Source organism: Spirochaeta dissipatitropha, assembly GCF_054657935.1.
The window spans coordinates 35,433-62,073 of the sequence record NZ_BAAHXT010000007.1; the positions used below are offsets into that span (position 1 = coordinate 35,433).

Annotated in this window: 18 protein-coding genes and 1 tRNA gene; 15 read left to right on the forward strand and 4 right to left on the reverse strand. The window is 46.3% G+C overall.

The window, feature by feature from the left end; all coding sequences use genetic code 11:
- Complete coding sequence (locus tag ACYQ2L_RS09855; RefSeq protein ID WP_460054744.1) at window positions 1–993, reverse strand: nucleotide-binding protein; 993 nt, start codon at window positions 991–993, stop codon at window positions 1–3.
- A 50-nt stretch (window positions 994–1,043) separates the two neighbouring features.
- Here ACYQ2L_RS09855 and ACYQ2L_RS09860 point away from each other — a divergent pair, with 50 nt between their 5' ends.
- From ACYQ2L_RS09860 to ACYQ2L_RS09900, 9 genes are all read left to right on the forward strand, one after another.
- The gene (locus tag ACYQ2L_RS09860; protein ID WP_460054746.1) at window positions 1,044–1,586 is read left to right on the forward strand and encodes an adenine phosphoribosyltransferase; all 543 of its coding nucleotides are present in this window, start codon (window positions 1,044–1,046) and stop codon (window positions 1,584–1,586) included.
- A gap of 87 nt (window positions 1,587–1,673) precedes the next feature.
- Window positions 1,674–1,744: transfer RNA gene (locus ACYQ2L_RS09865), tRNA-Gln, on the forward strand.
- Between the two features lie 151 nt (window positions 1,745–1,895).
- Window positions 1,896–3,047, forward strand: a complete 1,152-nt coding sequence (gene carA / locus ACYQ2L_RS09870) for a glutamine-hydrolyzing carbamoyl-phosphate synthase small subunit (protein ID WP_460054750.1) — start codon at window positions 1,896–1,898, stop codon at window positions 3,045–3,047.
- A 29-nt stretch (window positions 3,048–3,076) separates the two neighbouring features.
- Window positions 3,077–6,298: a carbamoyl-phosphate synthase large subunit gene (gene carB / locus ACYQ2L_RS09875; RefSeq protein ID WP_460054752.1), complete on the forward strand. Its 3,222-nt coding sequence runs from the start codon at window positions 3,077–3,079 to the stop codon at window positions 6,296–6,298.
- Between the two features lie 70 nt (window positions 6,299–6,368).
- Window positions 6,369–8,018 (forward strand): DUF5312 family protein, encoded by a 1,650-nt coding sequence (locus ACYQ2L_RS09880; RefSeq protein WP_460054755.1) that lies wholly within the window; start codon window positions 6,369–6,371, stop codon window positions 8,016–8,018.
- 41 nt (window positions 8,019–8,059) lie between these two features.
- Entirely contained in the window at window positions 8,060–8,878 is an 819-nt protein-coding gene (locus ACYQ2L_RS09885) for a laccase domain-containing protein (protein ID WP_460054759.1), read from the forward strand.
- Window positions 8,875–10,635 carry an arginine--tRNA ligase gene (gene argS, locus ACYQ2L_RS09890; protein WP_460054762.1) on the forward strand — a complete coding sequence of 587 codons (1,761 nt, stop codon included), beginning with the start codon at window positions 8,875–8,877 and terminating at the stop codon, window positions 10,633–10,635. The genes ACYQ2L_RS09885 and argS overlap by 4 nt, the downstream gene beginning before the upstream one ends.
- A gap of 143 nt (window positions 10,636–10,778) precedes the next feature.
- On the forward strand, window positions 10,779–15,407 hold the full coding sequence (gene gltB / locus ACYQ2L_RS09895) for a glutamate synthase large subunit (protein WP_460054766.1): 4,629 nt from the start codon (window positions 10,779–10,781) through the stop codon (window positions 15,405–15,407).
- On the forward strand, window positions 15,400–16,863 hold the full coding sequence (locus ACYQ2L_RS09900) for a glutamate synthase subunit beta (protein ID WP_460054768.1): 1,464 nt from the start codon (window positions 15,400–15,402) through the stop codon (window positions 16,861–16,863). Before gltB ends, ACYQ2L_RS09900 begins: the two co-directional genes overlap by 8 nt.
- A gap of 145 nt (window positions 16,864–17,008) precedes the next feature.
- Here ACYQ2L_RS09900 and ACYQ2L_RS09905 read toward each other — a convergent pair whose 3' ends face one another.
- From ACYQ2L_RS09905 to ACYQ2L_RS09915, 3 genes are all read right to left on the reverse strand, one after another.
- On the reverse strand, window positions 17,009–18,052 hold the full coding sequence (locus tag ACYQ2L_RS09905) for a hypothetical protein (protein WP_460054771.1): 1,044 nt from the start codon (window positions 18,050–18,052) through the stop codon (window positions 17,009–17,011).
- A 96-nt stretch (window positions 18,053–18,148) separates the two neighbouring features.
- The gene (locus ACYQ2L_RS09910; RefSeq protein ID WP_460054774.1) at window positions 18,149–20,026 is read right to left on the reverse strand and encodes a YgiQ family radical SAM protein; all 1,878 of its coding nucleotides are present in this window, start codon (window positions 20,024–20,026) and stop codon (window positions 18,149–18,151) included.
- Between the two features lie 69 nt (window positions 20,027–20,095).
- Window positions 20,096–20,620, reverse strand: a complete 525-nt coding sequence (locus ACYQ2L_RS09915; protein ID WP_460054776.1) for a nitroreductase family protein — start codon at window positions 20,618–20,620, stop codon at window positions 20,096–20,098.
- 61 nt (window positions 20,621–20,681) lie between these two features.
- Here ACYQ2L_RS09915 and ACYQ2L_RS09920 point away from each other — a divergent pair, with 61 nt between their 5' ends.
- From ACYQ2L_RS09920 to ACYQ2L_RS09945, 6 genes are all read left to right on the forward strand, one after another.
- Window positions 20,682–21,812 (forward strand): oxidoreductase, encoded by a 1,131-nt coding sequence (locus tag ACYQ2L_RS09920; RefSeq protein ID WP_460054779.1) that lies wholly within the window; start codon window positions 20,682–20,684, stop codon window positions 21,810–21,812.
- Entirely contained in the window at window positions 21,809–23,062 is a 1,254-nt protein-coding gene (gene serB / locus ACYQ2L_RS09925; protein WP_460054782.1) for a phosphoserine phosphatase SerB, read from the forward strand. Before ACYQ2L_RS09920 ends, serB begins: the two co-directional genes overlap by 4 nt.
- Window positions 23,063–23,071: 9 nt before the next feature.
- Window positions 23,072–23,500 carry a DUF2721 domain-containing protein gene (locus ACYQ2L_RS09930; protein ID WP_460054784.1) on the forward strand — a complete coding sequence of 143 codons (429 nt, stop codon included), beginning with the start codon at window positions 23,072–23,074 and terminating at the stop codon, window positions 23,498–23,500.
- Window positions 23,501–23,520: 20 nt separating this feature from the next.
- Window positions 23,521–24,348: an aldo/keto reductase gene (locus ACYQ2L_RS09935; RefSeq protein ID WP_460054788.1), complete on the forward strand. Its 828-nt coding sequence runs from the start codon at window positions 23,521–23,523 to the stop codon at window positions 24,346–24,348.
- 102 nt (window positions 24,349–24,450) lie between these two features.
- A complete protein-coding gene (locus ACYQ2L_RS09940; protein WP_460054791.1) occupies window positions 24,451–25,140 on the forward strand; it encodes an ABC transporter ATP-binding protein in 690 nt (229 codons plus the stop codon).
- 2 nt (window positions 25,141–25,142) lie between these two features.
- Window positions 25,143–26,639: an ABC transporter permease gene (locus ACYQ2L_RS09945; protein WP_460054797.1), complete on the forward strand. Its 1,497-nt coding sequence runs from the start codon at window positions 25,143–25,145 to the stop codon at window positions 26,637–26,639.
- Window positions 26,640–26,641: the final 2 nt, after the last annotated feature.

Consider the following 26,641-nt stretch of genomic DNA (forward strand, 5'->3'; position numbering starts at 1 on the left):
TCAGTGCTGATTACCTGGGATTTCTCCGGTTGCATCCATATATTGTCTGGCTGCCGCATAGAGATCCTCATTATCATCAAAAAGATTCTGCAGCTCTGGATCTGTAGCTGATCGCTGCACACTTGCTGCTGTTCCTTTCAGTGCCTGCATGAACATGCAATCAGGGTGGTTCAGGGCTGTAGGAACCCGCTCAAAAGGACTCAGCTCCACACAGGGGTCATGCGGGAGAAAACCGATATATTCCATTTCTATGTTCAGATTTTTCCTTGCGATGTGCCGAAGCTTTCCGCCGAGAGGAAGCTCATCGGCAGATTTGCCGTTATTGAGTACGATACGTGGAGTGAACCCTGCCAGTCGCTGACGGATAATATCAGCAGCAGCGCTGTCAGGCATTTTATCAGCAAGCTGTATAAGGGATTCACTTCCGCCTTCAATCCTGCTGCTCATGTAATCCTGAATTATTTCTCGTTCCGGACTTCCTGCAGGGAAGCTGCGGATAAGCAGGCGGTAAAGAGCCGTTTTTATAAAGGAATAGGCATTGAGTATTGATGTTGTTTCCGGTGTGCATACAACGATTCCGTATGAACCGGAGAGGTAGAAATCTATGGTATTGTAATTGGAGCCGGCTCCCAGATCGAGAAGGACATAATCTGCCACCAGGTTGTGAAGTTCACGGATTATTTTTTTCTTGCTGAAAAACGGCAGGTTTGCTGTGCCGGGTATCAACGCATCGCCGGGCAGGAAGTGTAATCGTGGAATAACTGTATCAATGACCAGGTTTTCGAGGCTCGATTCCTTTTTACTGATAACATGTCCTATGCCGGGTTGCCGATTGCGGATTCCGAGAATAGTGTGTAGATTTGCAGCACCAAGATCAAGGTCGGCCAGGATGACTGTTTTACCGGACTGTGCAAGTGTTATGCCCAGATTCGCAGTGAAAATGGTTTTTCCGACGCCGCCTTTGCCACTGGCTATTGGAATAATTGCTGTCATTACTTTATGATCATAGGGTAAACGACTGCGACTTGCAAGGAAGGAAGATAATGAATCTGCATTTTGATTTGGACAAGGCAATCCGTAAAATACCCGATTTCCCTAAACCAGGTATTCTTTTTTACGATATCACCAGTGTACTCAAGGAGCCTGCGGCATTTGATTTCTGTATAAGCGAAGCCAAAACATGGATCAATACCTTGAAGCCCGATGCGATAGCCGCAATAGATGCCAGGGGATTTCTTTTTGCTGCTCCGGTTGCAAAGGATCTTGCCTTGCCGCTGATCATGGTAAGGAAAAAAGGAAAGCTTCCCGGGAAGGTATACAGTGAAGAGTTCCAGCTTGAATACGGAACGGATACACTTGAAGTGCACGCAGAGGATGTTCCTATGGGTGGTAAGGTAGTGATCGTGGATGACTTGATCGCAACCGGTGGTACTCTTGCTGCGAGCGCCAGGCTTTTCAGAAAGGGCGGGGCTGAGCTGGCAGGTGTATTCGGTGTTATTGGACTACCGTTTCTTGACTATATGAGTAAGCTCTCCGGGATGCCGGTCAAGACCCTCATTGAATACAATAGTGAAACCGCTGGGTAGCGAAGAAATGTGCATGAAATTTCTGCAGGGAGTTGACTTTTATCTGCAGGCTGCGGTAATATCCAGCTCGTAAGCGAGAGCTGACTTTTCCCGGTGGTGTAACGGTAGCACTGCAGATTCTGGTTCTGCCTGTGGGGGTTCAAATCCTCCCCGGGAAGTTAATATTATTGCCCGCGCAAGACTTTTTAAGTTGATGCAGAAAAAAAACCGGCGGGGCGCCGGTTTTTTTTTACCCAAACGGCTACATTTTGGTAGTTTATGCATGGCTTGGACACTGTAGTGTTGGGTGAGACCGCCAAGGAGGAAAGCATGGAACAGAAACGGTATCTGGCTTTGGAAAACGGCAGTGTTTTTCCGGGACGGGCATTCGGCGGAGCTGCTTTATCGTTAGATGATATTCGATCGGCAGGAGATCGGGCAAAATGCTATGCCGCCGCCGGAGAAGCTGTTTTCAATACGGCTATGAGCGGTTATCACGAAGTCTTGACTGATCCCTCCTATACCGGACAGCTGATAGTTCTCACCTATCCTCATGCCGGAAATTATGGAGATGACGATGCCTGGGGAGAAGGTGGTCCGGAAAATCGTGAGCATATTCGCGGAATAAAAGCGGCCGGCCTGATTGTCAGAAGCGTTTATCGAGGACCTGTTCCTCCAGGGCGGATTGACATAGATACATTTCTACAAAGACATGGAATTCCTGGAATTACTGAGGTAGACACACGCGGTCTGACGCTCATGTTGAGAGACTCAGGCAGCATGAAGGCCGTGCTTCTGGATGAAGATCCTTCTCTTGATCTTGATGCTGTTCTGGAATATCTCAAGGGTTTTCCTGACATGCTCGGGCGAAATCTTATTCCTGACGTGGGATGCAGTGTGTCCGCGATATTCAATCCGGGAGGAAAGCCTTCATTCAGTTTGCTGGATTGCGGGAGCAAGGCTAATATTATCAAAGAGCTGACCGAACGAGGTTGTCAGGTTCGTCTGCTGCCCAGTCTCAGTACAGCCGAGACAATACTCGAAGCAAAACCGGATGCTGTCCTCATTTCAAACGGTCCGGGTGATCCTGCAGTGCTCGATGAACAGATTGCTGCAATCAGAGGAATCCTTGGACAAACAGCGGTATTCGGAATCTGTCTTGGTCATCAGTTAATTGCTCAGGCACTGGGAGCAAAAACCGCGAAAATGAAGTTTGGCCATCATGGCGTCAATCATCCGGTTCGGGATGAAGAAACGGGCAAGGTGTTTGTTACATCCCAGAATCATGGATTTACCGTGCTGGAAGACAGCCTTCCGCCTGGAGTAGATGTATGGTTCAGAAATGCCAACGATAATACTGTTGAGGGTATCAGGGACGACAGACGCAGGGTCAGAACGGCACAGTTTCATCCTGAAAGTGCGCCCGGTCCCGATGATTCTAAATGGATATTCAATACCTTTGTAGAATTGGTTGAAAATTAAGATAACATAGTTGTTACCAAGGAGAACGCATGCCAGCAAGAAAGGATATTTCCAGTATACTGATTTTTGGCTCAGGACCCATCGTTATCGGCCAGGCCTGTGAGTTTGACTATTCAGGTAATCAGGCTGTTCGTGCATTACGGGAAGAAGGGTACCGGGTTATTCTGGTGAATCCCAACCCTGCTACCGTTATGACAACCCCTGGTAATGCTGATGTTATTTACATGGATCCACTGGAAGTTCCTTATATTGAAGATATTATCAAGCGGGAGAAGCCTGATGCAGTTCTGCCTACTATGGGTGGACAGACTGCACTCAACCTCACCCTTGAACTTGCTGAGCAGGGAATTTTCGAGAAATACGGAATTGAGATTCTCGGCGCGGACATCAATGCTATTCAGGTTGCTGAAGACAGAGGGAAATTCAAGGAGCTCATGACAAGTATCGGTCTGGAAAATCCGAACTCGACACTGGTCAGCACTCTTGATGAGGCCCGTGATTTTCTTGCTAAAGTAGGCGTGCCCGTAATAATTCGTCCTAGTTTTACACTAGGTGGTCGTGGTGGAAGCATTGCATATTCAGTAGATCAATTTGATGAGTATGTTGAGTGGGCGCTCTCGGAGAGTCCTGTTCATCAGGTGCTGCTGGATGAATCGCTCCTGGGCTGGAAAGAATTTGAACTCGAGGTCATGCGGGATAAAGCAGATAACGCAGTAGTTGTATGTTCAATTGAAAACCTCGATCCAATGGGGATACATACCGGTGACAGTATAACAGTTGCTCCAATCCAGACGCTCAGTGATCGTGAATACCAGAAAATGCGTACTGCTGCAATTCGCATTCTTCAGGCCGTAGGTGTGGAGTGCGGTGGATCAAATGTCCAGTTTGCGGTAAATCCTGAAGACGGTCGAATGGTTATAATTGAAATGAATCCGCGCGTGTCCAGAAGTTCAGCTCTGGCCAGCAAAGCTACCGGTTTTCCGATTGCGCGCTGTGCAGCCAAGCTTGCTGTAGGATTTACGCTTGATGAAATACTGAATGATATTACTGGTAAGACAGTCAGTTGTTTTGAGCCATCTCTTGATTATGTAGCAGTTAAGGTGCCCAGATTCGAGCTTGAAAAATTCCCGGGCGGTTACGCTGAACTGGGAACGCAGATGAAGTCGGTAGGAGAAAGCCTGGCAATAGGGCGTACCTTCATTGAAGCTCTGAATAAAGGGATCCGTGCCGGAGAGTTTGGGTTTACCGGGCTGGAGGATATCCCCCAGCTTTCGGATGAAGAAATTGACCGGATGACACAGACCCTACACCCCCGCAGGATTTTTGCTGCATACACAAAGCTCTGCCGCGGAGGGCATGATGCAGTTAAATCAGTTATTGAAGCAACAGCATATGATCCCTGGTTTGTCCATGAAATGTCCGAATTCGCTATACTTGAGAAAAGACTGCAGAAGGAAGAGCTCACAGCAGATCTTCTGCTTTCGGCTAAGCGCAGTGGACTCAGTGATAAACGAATAGCCAGGCTTCGTGGTGTGAGCGAAAAGGAAGTGACCGCCTTCCGATTTGATAACGAGATGCATGCTTCATATCACTTCGTAGATACCTGCAGTGGTGAGTTTGCAGCCGATACTCCTTATTTTTATTCTACCTATGGAGAGATCGATGAAGGTGGTTCCTCCGGAGAGGATGCAGTAGTTATTCTTGCAAGCGGTCCAAACAGGATCGGGCAGGGGCTTGAGTTTGATACCTGTTGTACCCTTTCATCAATGGCGTACCGGAGGCAAGGTGTTAAGACCATAATTATTAATTCCAATCCCGAAACCGTATCTACGGATTTTAACGTTTCCGATCGATTGTATCTTGAGCCGCTTACGGCCGAAGATGTCCTTTCCGTTATTCGTAAAGAGAAAGTGAAAAACGTTGTTGTACAGCTTGGAGGGCAAACACCGCTGAATATGGCAGATGATCTGCAGGCTGCAGGCGTGAAAATTGTCGGAACCAGTGTCGATGCCATCAAAGGTGTTGAAGACCGGGGCCTGTTTGCTGATCTTGTAAACAAGTTGAATCTTCGGCAGCCGGTAAACCGCATGGCGGGTACAGTCGAAGATGTCTATCGATGTGCTGAGGAAATTGGTTATCCGGTGCTGTTGAGACCATCTTTTGTACTCGGCGGAAGAAGTATGGTCATTGCATATACACAGCAGGAACTGGAAGCTTTCCTGGCGCAGAGCATAGTGATTGAGCCGGATAGTCCGGTCCTGGTGGATCAGTTTCTGGAAGATGCATTTGAGTACGACGTTGATGCCGTCAGTGACGGCCAAAACGTTTACCTTGGCGGAATTATGCAGCATATAGAGGCTGCTGGTGTGCATTCAGGAGATTCCGCATGTGTTTTTCCTCCATACAAGTCTACACCGGCAATTCTTGATCAGATGAAAAAAGCAACTGCCGAGATTGCCCGCGAAATCGGGGTTCAGGGCTTTCTCAATATCCAGTTTGCAGTGAAGCATGATATGCTTTATGTGCTCGAGGTGAATCCCAGGGCATCAAGAACCGTGCCGTTTATTTCAAAGGCCTCTGGTGTTGATCTCGTAGACGCTGCTGTTAAAATCTGGCTTGGGCAGGATTTGATTATGCAGGGGCTTGTCTCACCGAATGCGGAATATCAGGCAGCTGTTGGCGACTGTGTGGTCGGCTGGGCAGTGAAGGAAGCCATGTTCAGTTTTGATCGTTTTCGGGATCATGATCCATTGCTTGGACCGGAAATGAAATCAACTGGTGAAGTTATTGGTATCGGAGCAGATTTCGGAGAGGCCTTTGCAAAAGCAACCCAGGCAACTGGTACTCAGCTTCCTGTAAGCGGCAGGGTTTTTGTCTCGGTTCACGAGGATGATAAACCAGCGGTTCTGGAAATAGTCAAGGAGTTTGCCAGCCTCGGCTTTGAAATCTGCGCTACCCGTGGGACTGCCGATTTTCTCTTTCAGAACAATGTGTTCACTGAAGTGATACTTAAAGTTCATGAAGGACATCCGAACATTATAGATCATATGAGAAGCAAACGAGTGGATATATTGATTAATACTCCGCGTGGACGCTTTACTCAAATGGATGACAGTTATCTCAGAATCGAGTCTGTACGGAGAAAAATTCCTTACACAACGACAATATCTGCGGCTCGGGCTGCCCTTGAAGGGATTCGTCACTTACAGAAAGGTGAGATTATTTCACGGCCTTTACTGGATTCCCGGTAATTAGAGCGATTTTTTTGCTTTAGTTGTGCAGATATTTTCTGCAAGCTGTTATACAATGTGTATCAGTGTTATGGCAGAATCAATATTTGATACATTAGTACAGGGAATGTCTCGGGAAGAGCGGGTCGAATTGCTCGGTAAAATTCAACGAGCCCCAGGGCTCGATCCGGATCCTCTTGTGGTAGATCTCGAAGACCCTGCAGAAATAGATATGCAGGCTGAATATAACAGCCTTTCACTGTGGCGTAAGATAATTATATTCTTTCAGAAATCTTTCACCGGAAAATCCAGGAACAGCCTTGTTGAAGAACTTCTGCTGAAAAAAATCGGACGAAAGATTGTCACTAATCACCCGGGATTCATTAATGCTGAAGGCCCTTTTATTCTTGAAGGCTTCGCCCGGCGTGTAGAAGATCTGCGAAGTTCTATACTGCCTCTGGCAAATCCGCTCAGCATTATTTTAGGAGATAACCGCAAACAATTCGTAGCTTTTATGTTCAGCATGATCGCTCCGGATACCTATGATCTCATCCGGCAGGAAACAGATCCGAAGTCGATTTCCAGTGCATATCCGGAATTGAGTGAGCGGGAACTGAAGACGAAGATGATAAGGAGTTTCAAGGATATACTTGAATCTGCCAGAAGCGATCAGCGAAAGCAGGTGTACATGAACTACCGGTTTCTTGGTCACCTTCTGCAGCTTTCAAGTTTTCCGTATATGCAGATAATCCAGGAATTTTCTGCTGCTGGAAATAGTTATAGACCTGCAAAATATACAGGATTGGATGGTGTACTGCGTCGTCTTGATTCCCAGATCCATTCTATTACAGAAATCCCGTCTTCCGATATTCTGCAGCAGGTTTTTGTGTTTCTGGAAAAAGAGCTTGGGGATGAGACCGAGCAGACCGAAAAACTTACCAAACAGCTTGAGACTGCTGCTGCTGCAATTTCTTCGTTGCGGTCTTTTATTCGAGAAGTCCCGCTCAGGGACATTATTGCCTTTTGCAGCGGAGATATACGGTATGCTCCAATTGAATTGTCCGGTGGAGAGGATTGGTTCACTCTATTCAGGGACCATATAAGCGATATAATTGACCGACGGGTTGATGCTTTCATTTTTGATCAGAGAAAGAAGCATATACTCTCATCACTTCTGAAGCTCGGTAATACAGCGCAGTTTCCGGATGTATCGCCATACGGTACAGAGAAGTTTTATAACAGCGGGAAATTTCCGTTCTCACTCGCAGTCAGTCAGTTCATTCTGGATAAATTGTTCACGCAGCGTTGGATGTCACCACTCAAGATTCTGCTGATTGACGGGGAGTTCTACAAGGATGCGAACAGAGATGAGTATGATGCTGCATACCAGACTATTGAGGGGCTATCTTCCAGAATAGAAGCCCTGCTGTCTGATTTGCCAAAGGAAGTTAAAAAGCCACCATCCGAGATGAAAGGGTTTTTGTCAAATGTTGATAAGAGGGCTATATCCTGTGTTGATGATTTGCTGAATTCCCTGCAAATGCTGTTTAATGTGCTTAACGGGCTCCTTTTTGGTGAGGTTGGTGGACGCTTTGATACAATTGCAAATCTTGGTCAGATTAATGGCCGAGCTAATAAACTCTACCTGCAGCAGTTGAATACTATGCTGAAGGAGATTATCACGACCAAGGAATTTCTGGCTGAGGCAATTGATCTGGAGCAGACCAAAAGAAGGTTATAATTTCACCTGAAGAATTACAGTCACAAAGCCCGGGAATCATTATGAACATAAAATATCGTGAAATAGACAAGAGCGCCAGGATTATCAGCCCTGATTCTGAATTGATTGGTATCAGACTGGATTTTCCGCTTCCCTTCTTTCTCAGTTCAATACATTGCGGTGACCTCGGTATCGAGCGCAGCGGAAGTTTATGGTGTGGGCGTAAAGGAAATAGAGCTGCTGTCCTCGAATATTTTGGTGCTGACCCTGCGCATACCATGCTGTTGAGACAGGTGCATTCCAGAGATATTGTCTGTTTTAACCGATCGGTATCAGAATCAGCTTATTACGCAGCAGATGGAATCTGGGGAACAAAGTCGGAACTTCTCAGTAGAGATGCGGCCGCAGTTACGGTAGCTGACTGTATGCCAATAGCAGTATATGAACATAAAAGTGAATCCTGGGCGATTCTGCATTCTGGAAGGAAGGGGACTGGTATTCTGCTGTCCGCTCTGGAAATGATACGTGATTATGCAGAGTCATCCGGTATTTCCGGATGTCAATACACTGTATGTTTTGGACCCTGTATATCTGCTGAAAATTATCCCCTTGATGATGATTCTGCAATTGAGTTTCAATCAGAATGGGGGCAGTGTGCTGCAGTCAGGCTTGAAAATGGACAGCTTGCGGCAGATTTACGTGCAGCCAATATTGAAATACTTCATCGATTTCTCGAGAATAATTCGGCTCTGGAAATTAAGGACGTTATAGTGTATACAGACTGCACGTATTCTCATGTTGATTTAGGTTCCTTCCGAAGGGAAGGTGTTGAGAAATTTACCAGAATGATTGCGCTTGTTAGAAAGGATAGTACCAGATGAAGGAAATAAAGAAGCTGATAGAAGCAGTTTTTCATGCAGCCGTCAGCAAGATAGCTGAAGATAAGGGTATCGCAGCAACGGATATCGATTTTGCCCAGATAATTCCCTCTACACCTCCTAACAGTGAAATGGGAGATCTGGCATTCCCTGTTTTTCCACTGGCTAAAATAATGAGAATGGGTCCGCCTCAAATTGCTGCTCTCGTGGCTGATGAACTCATGTCCGCTTCGAATGAGTTTCTTGAATCAGCAGTATCAGCTGGTCCATATGTGAATGTCCGATTCAAGCGTTCAGTGTATATTCAGCAGCTGTCAGCAGCAGTAACTGATCAGAAAGATGCATATGGAAGTTCTGATTACTTCAAAAACAGAAAGATAATGGTTGAGTTTTCCTGCCCTAACACAAACAAGCCTCTACATCTTGGCCATTTGAGGAATAATGCCCTTGGAGCTAGTGTTGCCCGTCTTTGTGCAGCAGCTGGTGCAGATGTGGAACGCGTGAACCTTATTAATGATCGTGGTGTTCATATCTGTAAATCCATGCTGGCGTACAGTAAGTTCGGCGAAGGCAAGACCCCTGAATCAGAGAATAAAAAGCCGGATCACTTTGTCGGAGACTATTATGTGAAGTTTTCACAATGGGCGAAGGAACATCCTGAGGCTGATTCAGAAGCTGCCGAATTGCTTCAGAAATGGGAGTCAGGTGAGCCTGAGACAATTGAGTTATGGAAAAAAATGAATGGCTGGGCCCTTGAAGGAATTAATGAAACCTATAAGCATACCGGCATAGAATTTGATCGCTTGTATTATGAAAGTCAGACTTATCTAAGTGGTAAAAGTGAAATTCTTGATGGACTCGACCGTGGAGTATTTTACCGGAATGAAGATGGGGCTGTCATGGTTGATTTATCGGATATCAATCTTGATACCAAGGTTTTGCTGCGAAAGGACGGAACAAGTCTGTATCTGACGCAGGATATCGGTACTGCTATAGCCCGTCATAACGATTGGCCTTTCGAACAGATGATTTATGTAGTTGGATCAGAACAACAGTATCATTTCAAGGTTCTTTTTCATGTTCTTGAACTGCTTGGTTTTGATTGGGCGCAGCACCTCTCCCACTTATCCTACGGTATGGTGAACCTGCCCGATGGCAAGATGAAATCAAGAGAAGGTACAGTAGTTGATGCGGATGATCTTATCGCAAGTCTTGAGAAGCTTGCTCTGAAGGAGTTGATGGACCGTGGGCGCGACAGTGAGGGCGAGAATGCTGAAGAGATCGCTCATTCAATAGCGCTTGGTGCACTCCATTACTACTTACTGGCAGTTACACCTGTGAAAGATATGGTCTTTAATCCCGCTGAATCATTATCTTTTAATGGTAATACCGGTCCATATTTGCAGTATGTAGGGGCGAGAATCTCCAGCCTCATGAGAAAAGCCGATGCTTCCAGCCTTGATGTGCATGGAGCAGATCTTGGGCTTCTGACTCTGGATAGCGAATGGGATATTCTTAAATCAATTGGCCGATTTCCTGAGTTGATTGAGAAAGCTGCGGATACCTTGTCGCCCTCAGAAATAACCGGATATCTATATGAGTTGGGTAAGTCTTTCAGTCGCTACTACCATGATACTCCGGTTCTTCAGGATAATTCTCCCGATGTATCCCGGGCACGTCTTGCGCTGTGCCGCATGGTATTACAGGTTATGAAGAATGGATTCTACATGCTCGGGATTCCATTTCTGGAACGAATGTAACCTACTGTTTTGTGCATAAACCCCCGGTTTGTACCTACAAATTTGTAGTATCTACCAGTATGTAGTGAAATAATTGATTTGCTCTTGACCTCTGGGTATACTGATGCATATTTTTACATGATATGCGACTGTAAGGGGGGAGCATGAGTTTGAAAAAGCGACCGGAAAGACAAGGCCTGTACGATCCCCAATTTGAGCACGATGCTTGTGGTGTTGGTTTCGTAGCTAATATATTAGGTAAATCAAGTCACAAAATTGTTGATGATGCCAGAGAAATTCTTATCAGGATGACTCATCGCGGCGCGGTAGGAAGTGAAAAAAATACCGGTGATGGAGCAGGGATGCTCACTGCTTTACCCTGGGATTTTCTGAGGCGTATAGCGAAAACCGAATTAGGTATTGGTCTTCCAGATGAAGGTAAATTCAGTGCAGGGAATGTTTTTCTGCCTCGTGATCCAGAGCAGAAAAAGCAGTGCATGGAGGCTCTGGAAAAGATCATAATCTCAGAAGGACTGGATTTTCTCGGCTGGCGTTCTGTTCCCGTGGACAATTCAATGATAGGTCCCAGCGCGCAGGCATCGGAACCAGCTATAGAGCAGCTGTTTGTGGGGTGTGATCCCGGCACCAGGCAGGATGATTTTGAACGCAGCCTCTATCTGGTACGTAAGCAGGCGGCTAATATAATTCGCGCATCTGCACAGGATCCGGATCACAATTTTTATATATGTTCTCTCTCTTCCCGGGTGATTGTATACAAGGGCATGCTGACTCCCGAGCAGTTAACTGCATATTATCCTGATCTGCGAAACCCATTATATAAAAGCCATCTTGCAATGGTTCATTCAAGATTTTCAACCAACACGTTTCCCAGTTGGGATCGTGCGCAACCCCTGCGTTTTATGAGTCATAATGGTGAAATCAATACCCTGCGGGGCAATGTTAATAAAATGAGGGCTCGGGAAGGCAAGCTGGCGAGCACCGTCTTCGGAGATGGTGTCAACAAACTTCTGCCGGTAATCGAACCTGATCTGAGTGACTCAGGCAGTTTTGATAATGTTCTTGAACTCCTTCTGATGAGCGGGAAAGAACTTCCGGAAGCGGTTATGATGATGGTTCCCGAAGCATGGCAGAATCACAAACTTATGCCGGATGCCGGCAAGGCCATGTACGAATACTACAGCAGCATGATGGAGCCCTGGGATGGCCCTGCCTCCATAGTATTTACCGATGGTCATTACATTGGTGCAACCCTGGATAGAAACGGTCTGCGGCCTAGCAGATACTATATTACCAGAGATGATCGGGTAATTATGGCCAGTGAGGTTGGTGTGCTGGATATAGATCCGGCTGATGTTGTATCAAAAGGTCGGCTGCAGCCGGGACGAATGTTCCTGGTGAATTTTGAACAGGGTCGTATTATTGACGATGCTGAGCTGAAGGACGGATATGCTGCCCGATTTCCGTATCGTGACTGGCTGGACGAGCAGAGAATTTCTTTAAGTGAGCTGCCTCAAGCTCAGCCCGCCGCATCGTGTACTGGTAATGAACTGCTTGAGAAACTGCGTCTTTTCGGTATCACGATTGAACATCTACAACTGATTCTCAAGCCGATGGCGGAAATGGGGAAAGAACCGCTGGGATCCATGGGAAATGATACACCGCTTGCCTGTTTGTCCGATCGTCCGAGGCTCATGTATGAATACTTCAAGCAGCTTTTTGCGCAGGTGACCAATCCGCCGATTGATTCTATCCGTGAGGATATCATCATGAGCCTGGCAACCTATATTGGTCCAGAACAGAACCTGCTTGACATCAGTCCTGATAATGCGCATCGTTTGTTTCTGCCCACTCCCTTTATTACCAATTCTGAGCTTGCATCCATCAAGTCCCTGGACTACAGAGGCTGGAAGTCAAAAACAATAGATATTACCTACACCGCAGATCCTGATTATGTGTATGGTACATCTGTACCGCGGCTGGAGACAGAGCTGGATAGAATATGTAGAGAAGCGGAGCAGGCAATCTCTGACGGATTTGCCTTGATTGTTTTATCTGATCGTTCGGCAAGCCGAGAACGTATTGCGATTGGTGCATTGCCGGCTGTTGGTGCAGTGCATCAATATCTGGTGAAAAAAGCAAAGCGAACCCAGATCGGTATTATCCTGGAATCAGCTGAACCAAGAGAAGTTCATCATTTCTGTACCTTGGTTGGCTTTGGTGTCGATGCAGTCAATCCGTATCTTGCTTATGATGCCATGTATCATCTGCGGGATACCGGGGTTCTTGATTCCGACTTGTCCGACAACGATATAATTGAGCACTATCATCGTGCAATGGCGTATGGTATGCGTAAGGTTTTCGGGAAGATGGGTATTTCTACCCTTGAATCCTATAAAGCTGCTCAAATATTCGAGGCTGTTGGTATATCCGATGAAGTAATGGATCGATGTTTTACCGGAACTGCAAGCCGGATTCATGGTATTGGATTCGCTGAAATTGAACATGAGGCTTATCTACGTCATGCACTTGCATATCCCAAACGGAACAATCTTACCGGTAGGGAATACCTGCCGGGGGGTGACTATCAATACCGGTTTAATGGTGAAAAGCATATGTGGGATCCTGAATCTATAGCCGATGTTCAGATTGCGGCCCGAAACAATGATCAGGATGCGTATAAGCGTTTTGCCGAGCGTCAGAATCAGAGATCTACTATTCAGGCAACGATACGTGGTCTGCTGAAATTTCGTGCTCAGTCTTCTGTTCCTTTAGAAGAGGTCGAACCTGTAGAGAATATCCTGCGTCGTTTTGTGAGCGGGGCCATGAGTTTTGGTTCGATCAGCCAGGAAGCTCATGAAACACTGGCGATTGCAATGAATCGTATCGGGGGAAAGAGCAATACCGGAGAAGGCGGTGAAATGCCAGAGCGTTATATCAAGCTCCCTGACGGCGACAGCAAGCGCAGTGCCATCAAGCAGGTTGCCTCAGGCCGTTTCGGTGTCAGCATTGAATATCTGACAAACGCTGATGAAATACAGATCAAGATGGCTCAAGGTGCCAAGCCCGGTGAGGGTGGTGAACTACCGGGACACAAGGTATTTGATGTAATTGCCAAAACAAGGCATTCGACTCCCGGTGTTGGATTGATAAGCCCTCCTCCACATCACGATATATATTCTATTGAGGATCTTGCACAGCTTATTTTTGATTTGAAAAATGCTAACCCGCAGGCAAGGATCAGTGTAAAACTGGTCAGTGAAGTCGGGGTCGGTACAGTAGCAGCTGGTGTGGCCAAGGGGCATGCGGATCATATATTGATAAGCGGTCATGATGGAGGAACTGGCGCCTCAGCACTAACCGGAATCAAGAATGCCGGACTTCCATGGGAACTGGGACTGGCAGAAGCGCATCAGACACTTGTCATGAATAATCTCAGAAGCCGGGTTGTGGTGCAGACAGACGGTCAGCTCAAGACTGGCCGCGATGTAGTAATGGCCGCTCTGCTTGGTGCTGAGGAATGCGGAATCGCCACTGCTGCCTTGATAACTCTCGGCTGTATCATGATGAGGAAGTGTGAAAAAAACACCTGTCCTGTAGGTATAGCAACACAGGATGAGAAGCTCAGAAAGAAATTCAGTGGTAAACCAGAACACGTTGTGAACTACCTGAGATTCGTTGCGGAAGATGTTCGACAAATCATGGCGAATCTCGGCTTTCGTACTTTCGATGAAATGGTTGGTAGAACAGATATACTTGAACAGGATAAGGATGTCCTTAACTGGAAGTCCAGACATGTAGACCTCAGTGGTCTGCTCAGCAAGCCGGTGAATCAACTGGCTGCCGACGCGCCGGTAATCTGCTGTGTTCCTCAGGATCATGGACTGGAAACAATTCTCGATCGGCGTCTGATTCCTGTCGCCAAACAGATAATGGCAGATCATATACCTGCAGAAATCGAGCTTCCGATAGTGAATACTGATCGTGCAGTTGGCACAATGATGAGTCATGTAATTGCATCGAAATGTGGACTACAGGGTTTACGGCATATAGACAGCACGGAGCTCGGAAAAAAATCAGCCCTGAATGTCAAATTCCATGGCAGTGCCGGTCAGAGTTTCGGAGCCTGGTTATCCAGCGGTGTCAGTTTCGAACTTGAAGGTGATGCAAATGATTACGTGGGCAAAGGTTTATCCGGAGGAACGATAGTAGTATATCCGCCTCAAAAATCATTGTTTCCTGCAGAAGAGAATATAATCATAGGTAACGTGGCATTGTATGGCGCTATTTCCGGAAAGGCTTTTTTCCGGGGTGTGGCAGCAGAAAGATTCTGTGTAAGAAACTCCGGGGCTGAAGTAGTAGTTGAAGGGGTTGGTGATCATGGTCTGGAATATATGACCGGGGGACGGGCCTTGATTATCGGGCCTACCGGCAGGAACTTCGCTGCCGGAATGTCAGGGGGAATAGCCTATGTGTATGATCCTGATAATCGCATGAAGGACAGAGTGAATCCTGGTATGGTTGAAATTCTCGACCTTAATGATTCTGATTCAGCATATGTTATATCAATGCTTGAGGAGCATGTTACCAGAACAGGATCGGTAGTGGCGGAAAGACTTATTGAACACTGGTCAGATGAATCAAGCCGCTTTCTCAAAATTATCAGTCCTGCTTATCGAAGGATACTCGAGTTGAATGCAGCAGCTTCGGAAGGACATGTCTCTCATGATCTGAAGATCAAGCCTGAAAGTCGAAAGGAGCCTGTAAATGGGTAAGCCAACAGGATTTATGGAATATACGAGGAAAACAGTAATCGATCGCCCGGCTCAGGAGCGGGTGAAGGATTTCAAGGAGTTTCATAAGCATCTTGATGAATCCGAGAGACAGGAGCAGGGTGCACGGTGTATGGATTGCGGTGTACCATTCTGTCAATCCAGTTATGGCTGTCCGGTCGATAATCTCATTCCGGAATGGAATGACTTGATATTCAGAGGTAAATGGGACGAAGCCTTCTATCGCTTGATGAAGACCAATAACTTTCCTGAATATACCGGCCGGGTATGTCCCGCACCCTGTGAGACTGCCTGTGTTTTAGGCATTAATGAGCCTGCTGTTACCATTAAGGATAATGAATGCACAATTATCGACAAGGCCTATGACTCTGGATTGATGAAAGCGAATCCTCCACAGCTTCGGACCGGGAAAAAAATTGCAGTAATAGGTTCCGGTCCTGCAGGTCTGTCTGCAGCAGATCAGCTGAACAAGGTGGGGCATTCAGTGACTGTTTTTGAGAGGGACGATCGGATCGGCGGATTGCTGATGTACGGCATCCCGAATATGAAGCTTGACAAGGAACTGGTGAACAAGCGGAATGCAATTATGGCAGAGGAAGGTATCACCTTTCGAACAAATGTTAATGTCGGTACTGATATTGAAATACAGGAATTAACTGATTCCTTTGATGCTGTGCTGTTGGCAACAGGTGCCACAAAGCCTCGTGATTTACCGGTCCCTGGCAGGCAGCTAACCGGTATTCATTTCGCGATGGATTTTCTGCGGTCCAACACAAAGAGTCTCCTTGACAGTAATCTGACCGACGGCTTATTCATAAATGCTTCAGGTAAGAAAGTAATCGTGATCGGAGGTGGCGATACCGGAAATGATTGTATTGGTACCAGTATACGTCATGGCTGCAGTTCAATGGTGAACTTTGAATTGCTGCCCAAACCATCACATGATAGGGGGCCAGGGCAGCCCTGGCCTACATATCCCAGATTGTTGAAAAATGATTACGGACATGAAGAGAGCGATCATGTGTTTAACTCAGACCCAAGAGAGTTTTCAATTCTTACCAAGGAGTTTGTCGGAAACGAACGCGGTGAAGTTACTGCAGTTAAGACTGTAAGGGTTAAATGGACAAAGGAAGCGGGAGAAAGACCGCGGATGGAGGAGATTCCCGGGACAGAGGAAACATGGGAAGCAGATCTTGTTTTTCTTGCTCTTGGTTTTCTTGGACCTGAACAGAATCTACTTGAACAGGCGGAAATAGTAACTGATGCCCGGAGCAATATTTCTGCTCCCTACGGTGAATTCACTACCAATGTCCCGAAGATATTCGCTGCTGGCGATGCTCGCAGAGGGCAGTCACTGGTCGTGTGGGCGATCAACGAAGGACGGGCTGCAGCCAGAGAAATTGATAGATTTATTATGGGGAGTTCTGAACTCGAATAGTCTATAGCAGTATGTAATGCAGTATGCAATAAGAGTCTGCGGAAAACATACACAGCTGCAGGTGGACAGTCCGTCTGGATAGGTCAAAACCATGTCCTTTCAGGACTTGTCCCCCTGTATGCTTCCGGCACTGATCGCTATTGCACTAGTAGCCTAATTTGACTTCAAAGCCAGTGACGGTTCCCTGTGCTGTGCTTTGTATTCTAGGGTATATATCCATGCTGATATCCTTATTCCAGCGAGGATCAGGCGTATAGTTTCTGGTAAAGTAGACGGCAGCAGCCTGACCTAAACCTCCGAACAGCAGAATATTAAAAACGGCGGTTTCCTGAGGCAGCACATCCTGCAGGGGACTCAGCAGTGCAGAGACGAACCCACCGATCAGCATCCCTCCCGCACCTCCGACTGAAAGCATTCCAACCCGGGCTGAGCTCCAGCCGCCATTATCCCAGGCTCTGGATGCAGCATAGCCCACTGCTCCCGGGAGCAGTATGTGGGATGGGTAGGTAATCCAGGGGTTATCCAGCTGAAGAAGACCCTGAAAGGTCAGGCCAAGATAAATATTAGTCCAGATATAACCGGTAAGATACGAAGCAGGCTTACCTGCAGGTATACCGCTGTCTCTGGAGATTAAATATCCTGCAGTTCGTGATGAAACTGCAGTCAGCATTGTTCCAAGCCAGAATACCCGGTCATTTGTATCAGCCGGTAGATCGATTACATTGAGCTCCCGGAGCATATTGTACAGAAAGATGTATGACAGCAGGGAAGTAATCTGGGTGCTGTCTGTCTGTAACTGTGTGCCCTGGGATATGCCTCTTTCATTTGTCAGCCGCCAGCTGGTATACAAGCTGCCTCCAATCCCGGCTATACCGGCTGCTCCGGTAGCGACCGGGCCGAGTTCGAAGACAATGGGTAAGCTGGTAGCAACCGTGGTACCGGTAATCAGATTACCAATGTAAAAACTCAGCAAGCCGCTGGTATCGCGGTACAAGCCTAATTCGTTGACAAGGTTATAGGCTCTGCTGCTGAACTCACTTTGAGGATACAGTAACTGGATATCTTCCAGGTATTTTAATCCAGCTTCATAGTCCTCATCTATGATATGCTCGAGTGCTTGTATATACAGGAGCATCGCCTGGTCCTCTTCCGGCTTTTCGGAGTTTCCGAAAAGTCCCATGGTACTCATGCTCAGAACTAAAGTACCAATCAATAATACCCTAGCAATTTTCAAAGACATATTATCACCTCAATGGAAATGTAGCTGTATGGAAGGAAAAAAACACTATTTTTTCACTTTTTTCTTCCGATTTCTTTCTCCATGAGGTATCAGGCATGAATTACTGCCTCCTATCAGATCTTCACGTCCTGCAAGTAGTAATGCCTCACGCACTATTCCGTGATTTTCATTTTTCCGGTATTGGAGGAGTGCACGCTGCATAGCCTTTTCCCGGCTGTTTTGTGCGGTATAGATTTTTTTCATGTCTCGCGGGTCATATCCGCTGTAATACATACATGTAGACAGGGTGCCAGGGGTGGGGTAGAAATCCTGGACCTGCTGAGGCGATATCCTCTGATCACGCAGGAACTCAGCCAGTTCAATTGCATCATCAAGCGTACTTCCCGGGTGACTCGAGATGAAGTATGGAACCAGGAACTGACGTTTATCTGCTTTTTTATTAAGCAGATTAAATTTATCCTGGAATTTCCGGTAGATATCCAGATGGGGCTTACCCATCAGATCAAGAACATTCCGGGAAACGTGCTCGGGGGCAACTTTCAGCTGGCCGGAAATATGATGCTTTACGAGTTCGGTGAAAAAATCAGAGTCATTGTCCTGCATCAAATAGTCATATCGGATACCAGACCTTATAAAAACTTTCTTGATTCCCGGCAGAGATCTGAGCTTTCTCAGGAGGCTGAGATAATCCTTGTGGTCAGCCTTCAGGTTTTTACAGGTAACTGGGGCCAGGCAGTTCTTGTGGGTACACGAGCCTTTTACGGCCATCTTTTCGCAGGCCGACACACGAAAATTGGCTGTCGGGCCTCCAACATCATGAATATAGCCTTTGAAGTCCGGCATAGCGGACAATAATTTCACTTCTTTGATTATCGATTCATGACTGCGTGCCTGTATATTTCTGCCCTGATGAAACGTAAGTGCACAGAAGGAGCATCCTCCAAAACAACCTCGAGAAGAAATCACACTGAATTTTACTTCATCCAGTGCTGCGATACCCCCCTCCTTCAGGTAGATCGGGTGGTATGTGCGTGTATACGGCAACTCATAGATTTGATCAAACAGCGCTGTGTCCAATGGAGGAGATGGTGGCATCTGAACAAGTTTTTCACCACCGGGATATTTTTCTACCAGCGGTGCAGCTGAGAAGGGGTCAGTATTCCGATGTTGTATTCCAAAGCTTTTGGCATACAGCTGCTTGTCCTTGACTATATCAGCATAGTCAGGGAGTTCTATTGCGTTTTGAGGTATGTTTTCAGCTTGCTGGGCACCGAGTTTATACAGAGTTCCTCTGATTCCACGGAGGTCTGCATTAACTGGATTAATTCCTGCTTCACTTGCCTGTTTGAGTCTGTCTGCTATTTCGATAATGGCTATTTCACCCATGCCGTAGACAGCAAGATCGGCTTTTGAATCCAACAGTATTGATCTGCGGATGGTATCAGACCAGTAATCGTAGTGTCCCATACGCCGTAGACTGGTTTCAATACCGCCAATAATAATCGGGATTTTTTTATATGCCTGTCGAATTGCTGCGGAATAAACTATTGTAGCTCTGTTCGGACGTAGTCCGGTTTTCTTTCCGGGACTGTAAAGGTCCTCACTTCTTGGCTTTCTTGCGGCCGTATAATGCAGGACCATGCTATCCATATTTCCGCCGCTGACCAGAAAGCCGAGTTTAGGGCGCCCCATGCACTTGAAATCATCGATCTGGTTCCAGTTTGGTTGACATATCAGGCCTACTTTATAGCCCCTTGATTCCAGCAGTCTGCTGATCAGTGCTGCACCAAACGATGGATGGTCTACATATGCATCTGGACTTACGAGGATAAAATCAAGCTGATCCCACCCTCGCTCTTTCATGTCTTCTATATTGATTGGAAGAAAAGCTTTTCTGTTTTCTTCGTGTGTAGCTGTGGTCATGCAGGGAGTGTAGCATAAACGGTTGCTGCATATATAGATGTAGTTACATACTAACCCGGTATGAAAGGATCATGAATTATATGTGTTGCGATGAAGTTTGGAGAAATTCAATGATTCTTTTTTCCGCGCATTTTTCTTCTCATCGGGATAGCCAATTCCTATCAATGCTTCAACAGCTATTCCATCTGGTAAGTGTAGTACTTCTGATACATAGTCACTTGAGCTGATAGTTCCGTTATGGCTCCGCTGTCTTATCTGCACCCAGCAGGCTCCTAATTTTAGAGACTCAGCAGTACTCTGAATGGACCACGCTGCTATGCTTGCATCCTCAATCCAGACATCTGATATCTTTGTGTTGGCTATCACGGCAACAAGCAGCGGAGCTCCTGAAAGAAATGATGAACCATGTTCCTTGGCCTCAGCGAGTTTTTTTATGATCCTGCGATCATCGATAAAGACAAACTCGCATGGTTCTATTGATCGTGACGACGGAGAGCGTAAAGCAGCTTCCTGTAGTAAGCTTATCTGATCAGCTGAAATTGCAGTCTCTTTATATTTGCGAATGCTTCTGCGCATTCTGAGATTTTCTATCATTGTAATAGTTTACTCATTTGAGTGCTGGTCTGTCAAAAAGTCATCTGATATAATCCGCTGTATGACTACATCTGAATCAGAAAACCTGTCAGCATCTGTTGATTTACTCGGTAGATCAGTCCCCAACCGGCTGGTAATGCCTCCACTAGTGATCTGGAAGTCCGGAAAGGAAGGTCTCGTTACCGGAGATCATCTGCAGCATTACCGGCAATCTGCAGGAGCCGGCATTGTAATTGTGGAAGCTGCATGTGTATCACCTGCTGGTAGACTTGCTTCCACACAGATAGGGATTTTCAATGACGACCAGATAGATGGATTGAGGCAATTAGCAGATACCATAAAAGCAGATGGGGCATTGGCCGGTATACAGATCCATCATGCTGGAGAAAAAAGTTCAGTTGAGAAAAACTGGGGTCTGGAACCGGTCACTGTTCCGAAAATGAGCGAGCAGGAGATACTCAGCATAATCAAGGATTTTGCAGATGCATCGGAGCGGGCTTTTTCTGCGGGCTACGACATTATAGAAATACACGGTGCACATGGCTACCTGGGCAGTCAGTTTCTTTCAACCCGATTCAACAAGCGTAAAGATGATTGGGGTGGAAGTCTTGAAAATCGGATGCGGTTTTTGTGTGAGGTTGTGAAGGCCGTTCAGGATCGGCTTCAGAGACTTGCCAGGCAGGTGAATTCTCCGAAACCGATTGTGGCCTGCCGGCTTGGTGTGGCAGGGGTGCAGTTACCCATACAGGAAGGAATTGAAACTGCGCGGCATCTTATCCGTGCCGGTCTCGAACTGCTTGATGTATCGAATGCCGGTAGCATGCCCAGGGAGGAAAGTATCGGTCCCATTGCAGACACTGCAGACGGGTTTTCTCCTTTGTTTGACCTTGCATTTCGTACAAGAAAGGAGTTACATGCTGATCCTGAGTACAGAATCCCTGTCATCGGAGTTGGCGGTATCAAGACGCCCCGGCAGGCTTTTGATGTATTAAACCGCAAGGATCCAGTTGATTTTGTCGCTGCCGGGAGAGCAGTTCTCGCTGATCCGCAGTGGTTTCTGAAATCAGTCAGTGGAATGGAAGAGAAGATATCATACTGTCTTGATTGTTCCCCCTGTTTTCACTTCAAACAACCTGAGCTCTGCCCGGCACGGCGCAAACTTGATAAAAATAAGGAACAATATGCTATATGAAAGAACGAAATGACCGAATCTTCCTGTTGACGCTTTTTGGTGATGACAGGCCGGGAATTACATCACGCTGTACCGTTATTCTTGCTGAACACGATGTAAATATTCTGGATATAGGACAGTCGGTAATTCATAACACACTGTCATTGGGTTTTTTGATCGAGATTCCGGAAAGAGCAAACTCGGCAAGCGTTTTCAAGGAGCTTTTATATGCGGGCTATGAGCTTGGGCTGCATGTGAAATATGAAGCGGTAGATCCGGGAAGCTATTCAACCTGGGTCGAGAGTCAGGGAAAGTTCAGATACATTATCAGTCTGTTGGGCAGGAAGCTGACCGCGCGTCAGATCGCTGCAGTCACCAGCATAATTTACGATCAGGGATTGAATATTGATGTTATTTCCAGATTGAGCGGCAGAATACCGCTAGATGAGGAAAATTCAAGATCAAAAGCTTCGGTCGAGATATCGGTTCGAGGCAAAGCAAAAGATCTGGCTGGTATGAAAGCCAGTTTCCTTGAAACAGCCTCTCAGCAGGGTATAGATATCGCCTTTCAGGAGGATAGTATTTACAGGCGGAACCGCCGGCTTGTCTGCTTTGATATGGATTCTACCCTGATACAGACCGAGGTCATAGTTGAACTTGCTCGTCGTGCAGGGGTCGGGGAACAGGTACATGCGATCACCGAAGCAGCAATGCGTGGCGAAATCGACTTTTCAGAAAGCTTCAAGCAGAGAATAGCCTTGCTTCAGGGGCTGGATGAATCAGTACTTCAGGATATCGCTGACAATCTTCCTTTGACAGAAGGTGTCGAGACACTACTGACAACAATGCATCAGCTAGGATATAAAACTGCAATACTTTCAGGCGGATTTACCTACTTTGGAGAATATCTACAGAAAAAACTGGGCTTTCATTATGTATATGCGAATCATCTTGAAATCGCAGACGGAAAACTTACCGGGAATTATATCGGCGAAATTGTAGACGGCCAGAAAAAGGCTGAATATCTACAACAGATTGCAGCTGAAATGGGAATTACCCTGGAACAGGTCATTGCGATTGGTGATGGTGCGAATGACCTGCCTATGCTCAGTCTGGCAGGCCTGGGAATAGCTTTCCAGGCTAAGCCGCTGGTAAAAGAGAATGCTGACCATGCAATTTCAAGCATTGGTCTCGATGGCGTTCTGTATTTACTTGGTTTCCGGGACAGGGAATTACAGGACTCGCTTGCCAGCAAGCCAGGAAAGGTTTAGACTTTTTACATGCAGGATATGACGCTTTCTTTTTCAACACCCGGGCTGCTTTTTCCGGCAATTTCATTGCTCTTTCTGTCATTCACCAATCGATTTATATCCTATGCCAGCCTCGTGCGGGGACTGCATTCACAGTGGTTAGTCAATTGCGACCCTGCTATTTCATCGCAGATTAATAATCTCAGAAAACGGATGCATCTAATCAAAATGACACAGATCGCTGGTGCACTTTCACTCCTGTTTTGCACGGTGTCTATGATACTCATTGTAATACAGATGATAATACTGTCATGGATCATGTTTGCCGGAGCGCTTGTGTGCATGGCAGCTGCTTTGCTGGTGCTTATAGTTGAAGTCGGAATCTCTATGAATGCCATTGAACTCCAGCTGAATGATATGCAGACAATCGACAAGTCTGAAGGCTGTCCGGATACCTGAGATATTTTTATTCTATGGAAATGATTAAACTTTCAGATGGACATTTAATGCCGGCACTCGGCCTGGGAACCTGGGAGTTGACGGGGCAGACCTGCATCGATACGGTCTGTCGGGCAATAGAGTCAGGTTACCGGCATATCGATACCGCATTTATGTACAATAATCACGAGCAGGTAGCAGAGGGTATACGTCTAAGCGGAATCGACCGGTCCGAACTATTTATTACCACAAAAATCCCGCCTGGTAAGCTGAGACCTGAACAGGTGCGGACATTTGAGTACCGGATGCTGAAGGAACTCGATGTAGAGTATCTTGATCTGCTTCTTGTTCACTGGCCGAATGCAAAGATTCCCTTTTCCGATACCCTGAATGCGTTTGCTGATATCGTAAAAAGAAAACGTCTGCGGAGCATTGGAATCAGTAATTTTAATTCTGTAATCACAAGTGAAGCAGCAGCGGTCAGTCCTGTTCCAATTGTTACAAATCAGGTCGAATATCATCCTCATCTGAAACAGGAAAAACTTCTACGTGAATGTAGAGAACTCGATATCCTGATTACCGCATACTCGCCTCTGGCCCATGGACAGGTATTAAATGACCCTTGTCTGAATGATATTGCCAGCCAGCATAATATCTCTGCTGCACAGGTATCTATTGCCTGGCTGTTGAGTAAAGGAATGGCCGTAATTCCCAAGGCAAGCAGTTCCAGTCATCTGAGCGAAAATCTACAAGCAGCCACTGTCAGTCTGACTCCCGGTGATATTGCTCTGATTGATGCTATCCCGATATTCAGACGCACTGTAAACGGACATCTTCGAAGCTATCCTTTCGATGAAGAAATACTGTAAAAAGAACCCAGGTAAATTGAACACGGGAAAATCGCAAATTATTTGCCCTTTTCTGAATAAAAATATCAGTAACCGGTATAGGTTTCTGACAAGGAGTATTTGATGGCAATCGTATCATTGGAAAACGTTCACAAAGTATATCCGCTTGGTAAAACAGAAGTACATGCTGTGCAAGGTGTTTCCTTCGAGATTCAGGAAGGAGATTTCATCTCCATTGCTGGCCCTTCAGGATCTGGTAAATCGACCATACTTAACCTTATTGGCTGTATTGATGTCCCGAGTGATGGCTCGGTTATAATTGATTCAACGGATACCAAAACCCTGACCGATAAGAAAATTACTGACCTGCGTCATCGATTTATCGGTTTTATCTTTCAGAGTTTCAATCTGGTGCCTGTGTTGAACGTCTATGAGAATATTGAATTCCCGCTGTTGCTTGGTAAGAGCAGCATGACAAAGACAGAGAGAAAAGAGTGGATTGATCATCTTATTGAGGAAGTAGGCTTGAGCGACTGGAAGACACACAAACCTAATGAATTGTCAGGTGGACAGAGACAGCGGGTTGCGATCGCCCGGGCACTGGCTACCAAACCGCGTGTTGTTCTGGCGGATGAACCGACTGCTAATCTGGACAGCAAGACAGGTGAGCTGATAATCGAACTTATGAAAAAAATCAATCGCGAACAGGGCACAACTTTCATTTTTTCCACTCATGATTCAACGATTGTTGATATTGCAGATCACGTTATACGCTTGCTTGACGGAAAAATCATCAGGGAAGAACGGAGGTAGGCATGTCTGTATTACTGCGGATCGCGCTGAGAAACCTGAAAGAGCACAAGGCGAAAACTGTTATTGTCGGTTTTCTGATCGCTCTGGGAGTGTTTCTTCTGATTGTAGGAAATTCTCTGCTGGCTACTGCCGCACGTGGGACAGAGCTGGTATTTATTGATAATTTTACCGGTCATGTGATGGTACGGGCTCAAAGTGACAACCCGGTCTCTATAGCTGGAGCAACTGGTTTTACTATGGAAGATTTATCCGGTCCCAGACTCCCTCATTACAGAGACATATATTCCCATCTTCAGAATTACAGCGGGATAAAAAGCATGAACCCTCAGGTTCCATTTTTCGCACGGATGGATTTCAGTACTGAAGGACAGAATCAGTTTGCTCTGATTCCTCTGTTCGGGATTGAGCCAACTTCATATCTGAGGATGTTCCCTGACTCGGTCAAGCTGACAGCCGGTAGATTTCTTGAAGAGAACGAGCAGGGAATTGTGCTGCACAGAAAAATTCGTGATGAACTGATAGAGGTTCTTGGTATTGAGGTTAATCCAGGGGATTCTGTCCGGCTTCAATCCATGAGTGCCGGAAGCGGTGTGCGTATTCGTGAGGTTAAGGTAAAGGGAATCTATGAATTTATGGTTGAAGCACCTGCCATGGATGGTATGTCCTTTATGGATGTATTTACTGTCCGTGATCTGGCGAACATGACCATTGGTACCAGCGATGTGGTAGCAATAGATGAGTACGACATGAGATTGCTGGATGTTGAGGATGATTTCGACAGTTTGTTTTCGGACTCCCTGTTTTTCTCGGTCGAGGAGCAAGTGAATGATATCTCCAGCAGGGCTCAGATTGATCCAGACAGTCTGTTTGAAGGTACTCCAGAACGTAGTTCATCATATTCCAGGATTGATTCAGGTGCGTGGTCATATATTCTACTGATGCTTGAAGATGGGCGCGCAACCGAGAGTTTTATCGACCAGTTGAACCACGATTTTCAGGAGAATGGCTGGAGTGTCGAGGCCGTGGGCTGGGGTGCTGCGTCCGGTGGAATGGCTACCTTTGTCCAGGCTTTCCAGATTTTGTTCCTGATAATCGTCGCTCTTATCACCATTGTATCAATAATCATTATCATGAATACACTTGTTATCTCGGTTGTAGAACGCACAGCCGAGATCGGTACTATGAGAGCTCTTGGGGCCAGAAAATCGATGGTTCGACGGATGTTTGTTCTTGAAACAATGAGTATTTCAATCGTTTTCGGTATGATCGGGTTATTTCTGGGAACAGTGCTGCTAATTGTTCTTGGAGTAATTGGTCTTCCTGCTCCCAATTTATTTTTTGAAATGCTGTTTGGCGGTTCAGTACTGCGTCCGGTGTTTTCTTACAGCAGCTTTTTCCAGGCAGCATTCATGATGCTTGGTGTGGGCTTTCTTTCCAGCCTGTATCCAGTATCAGTTGCGCTGCGTATTCAGCCGGTACAGGCAATGCAGAGTAATTAGGG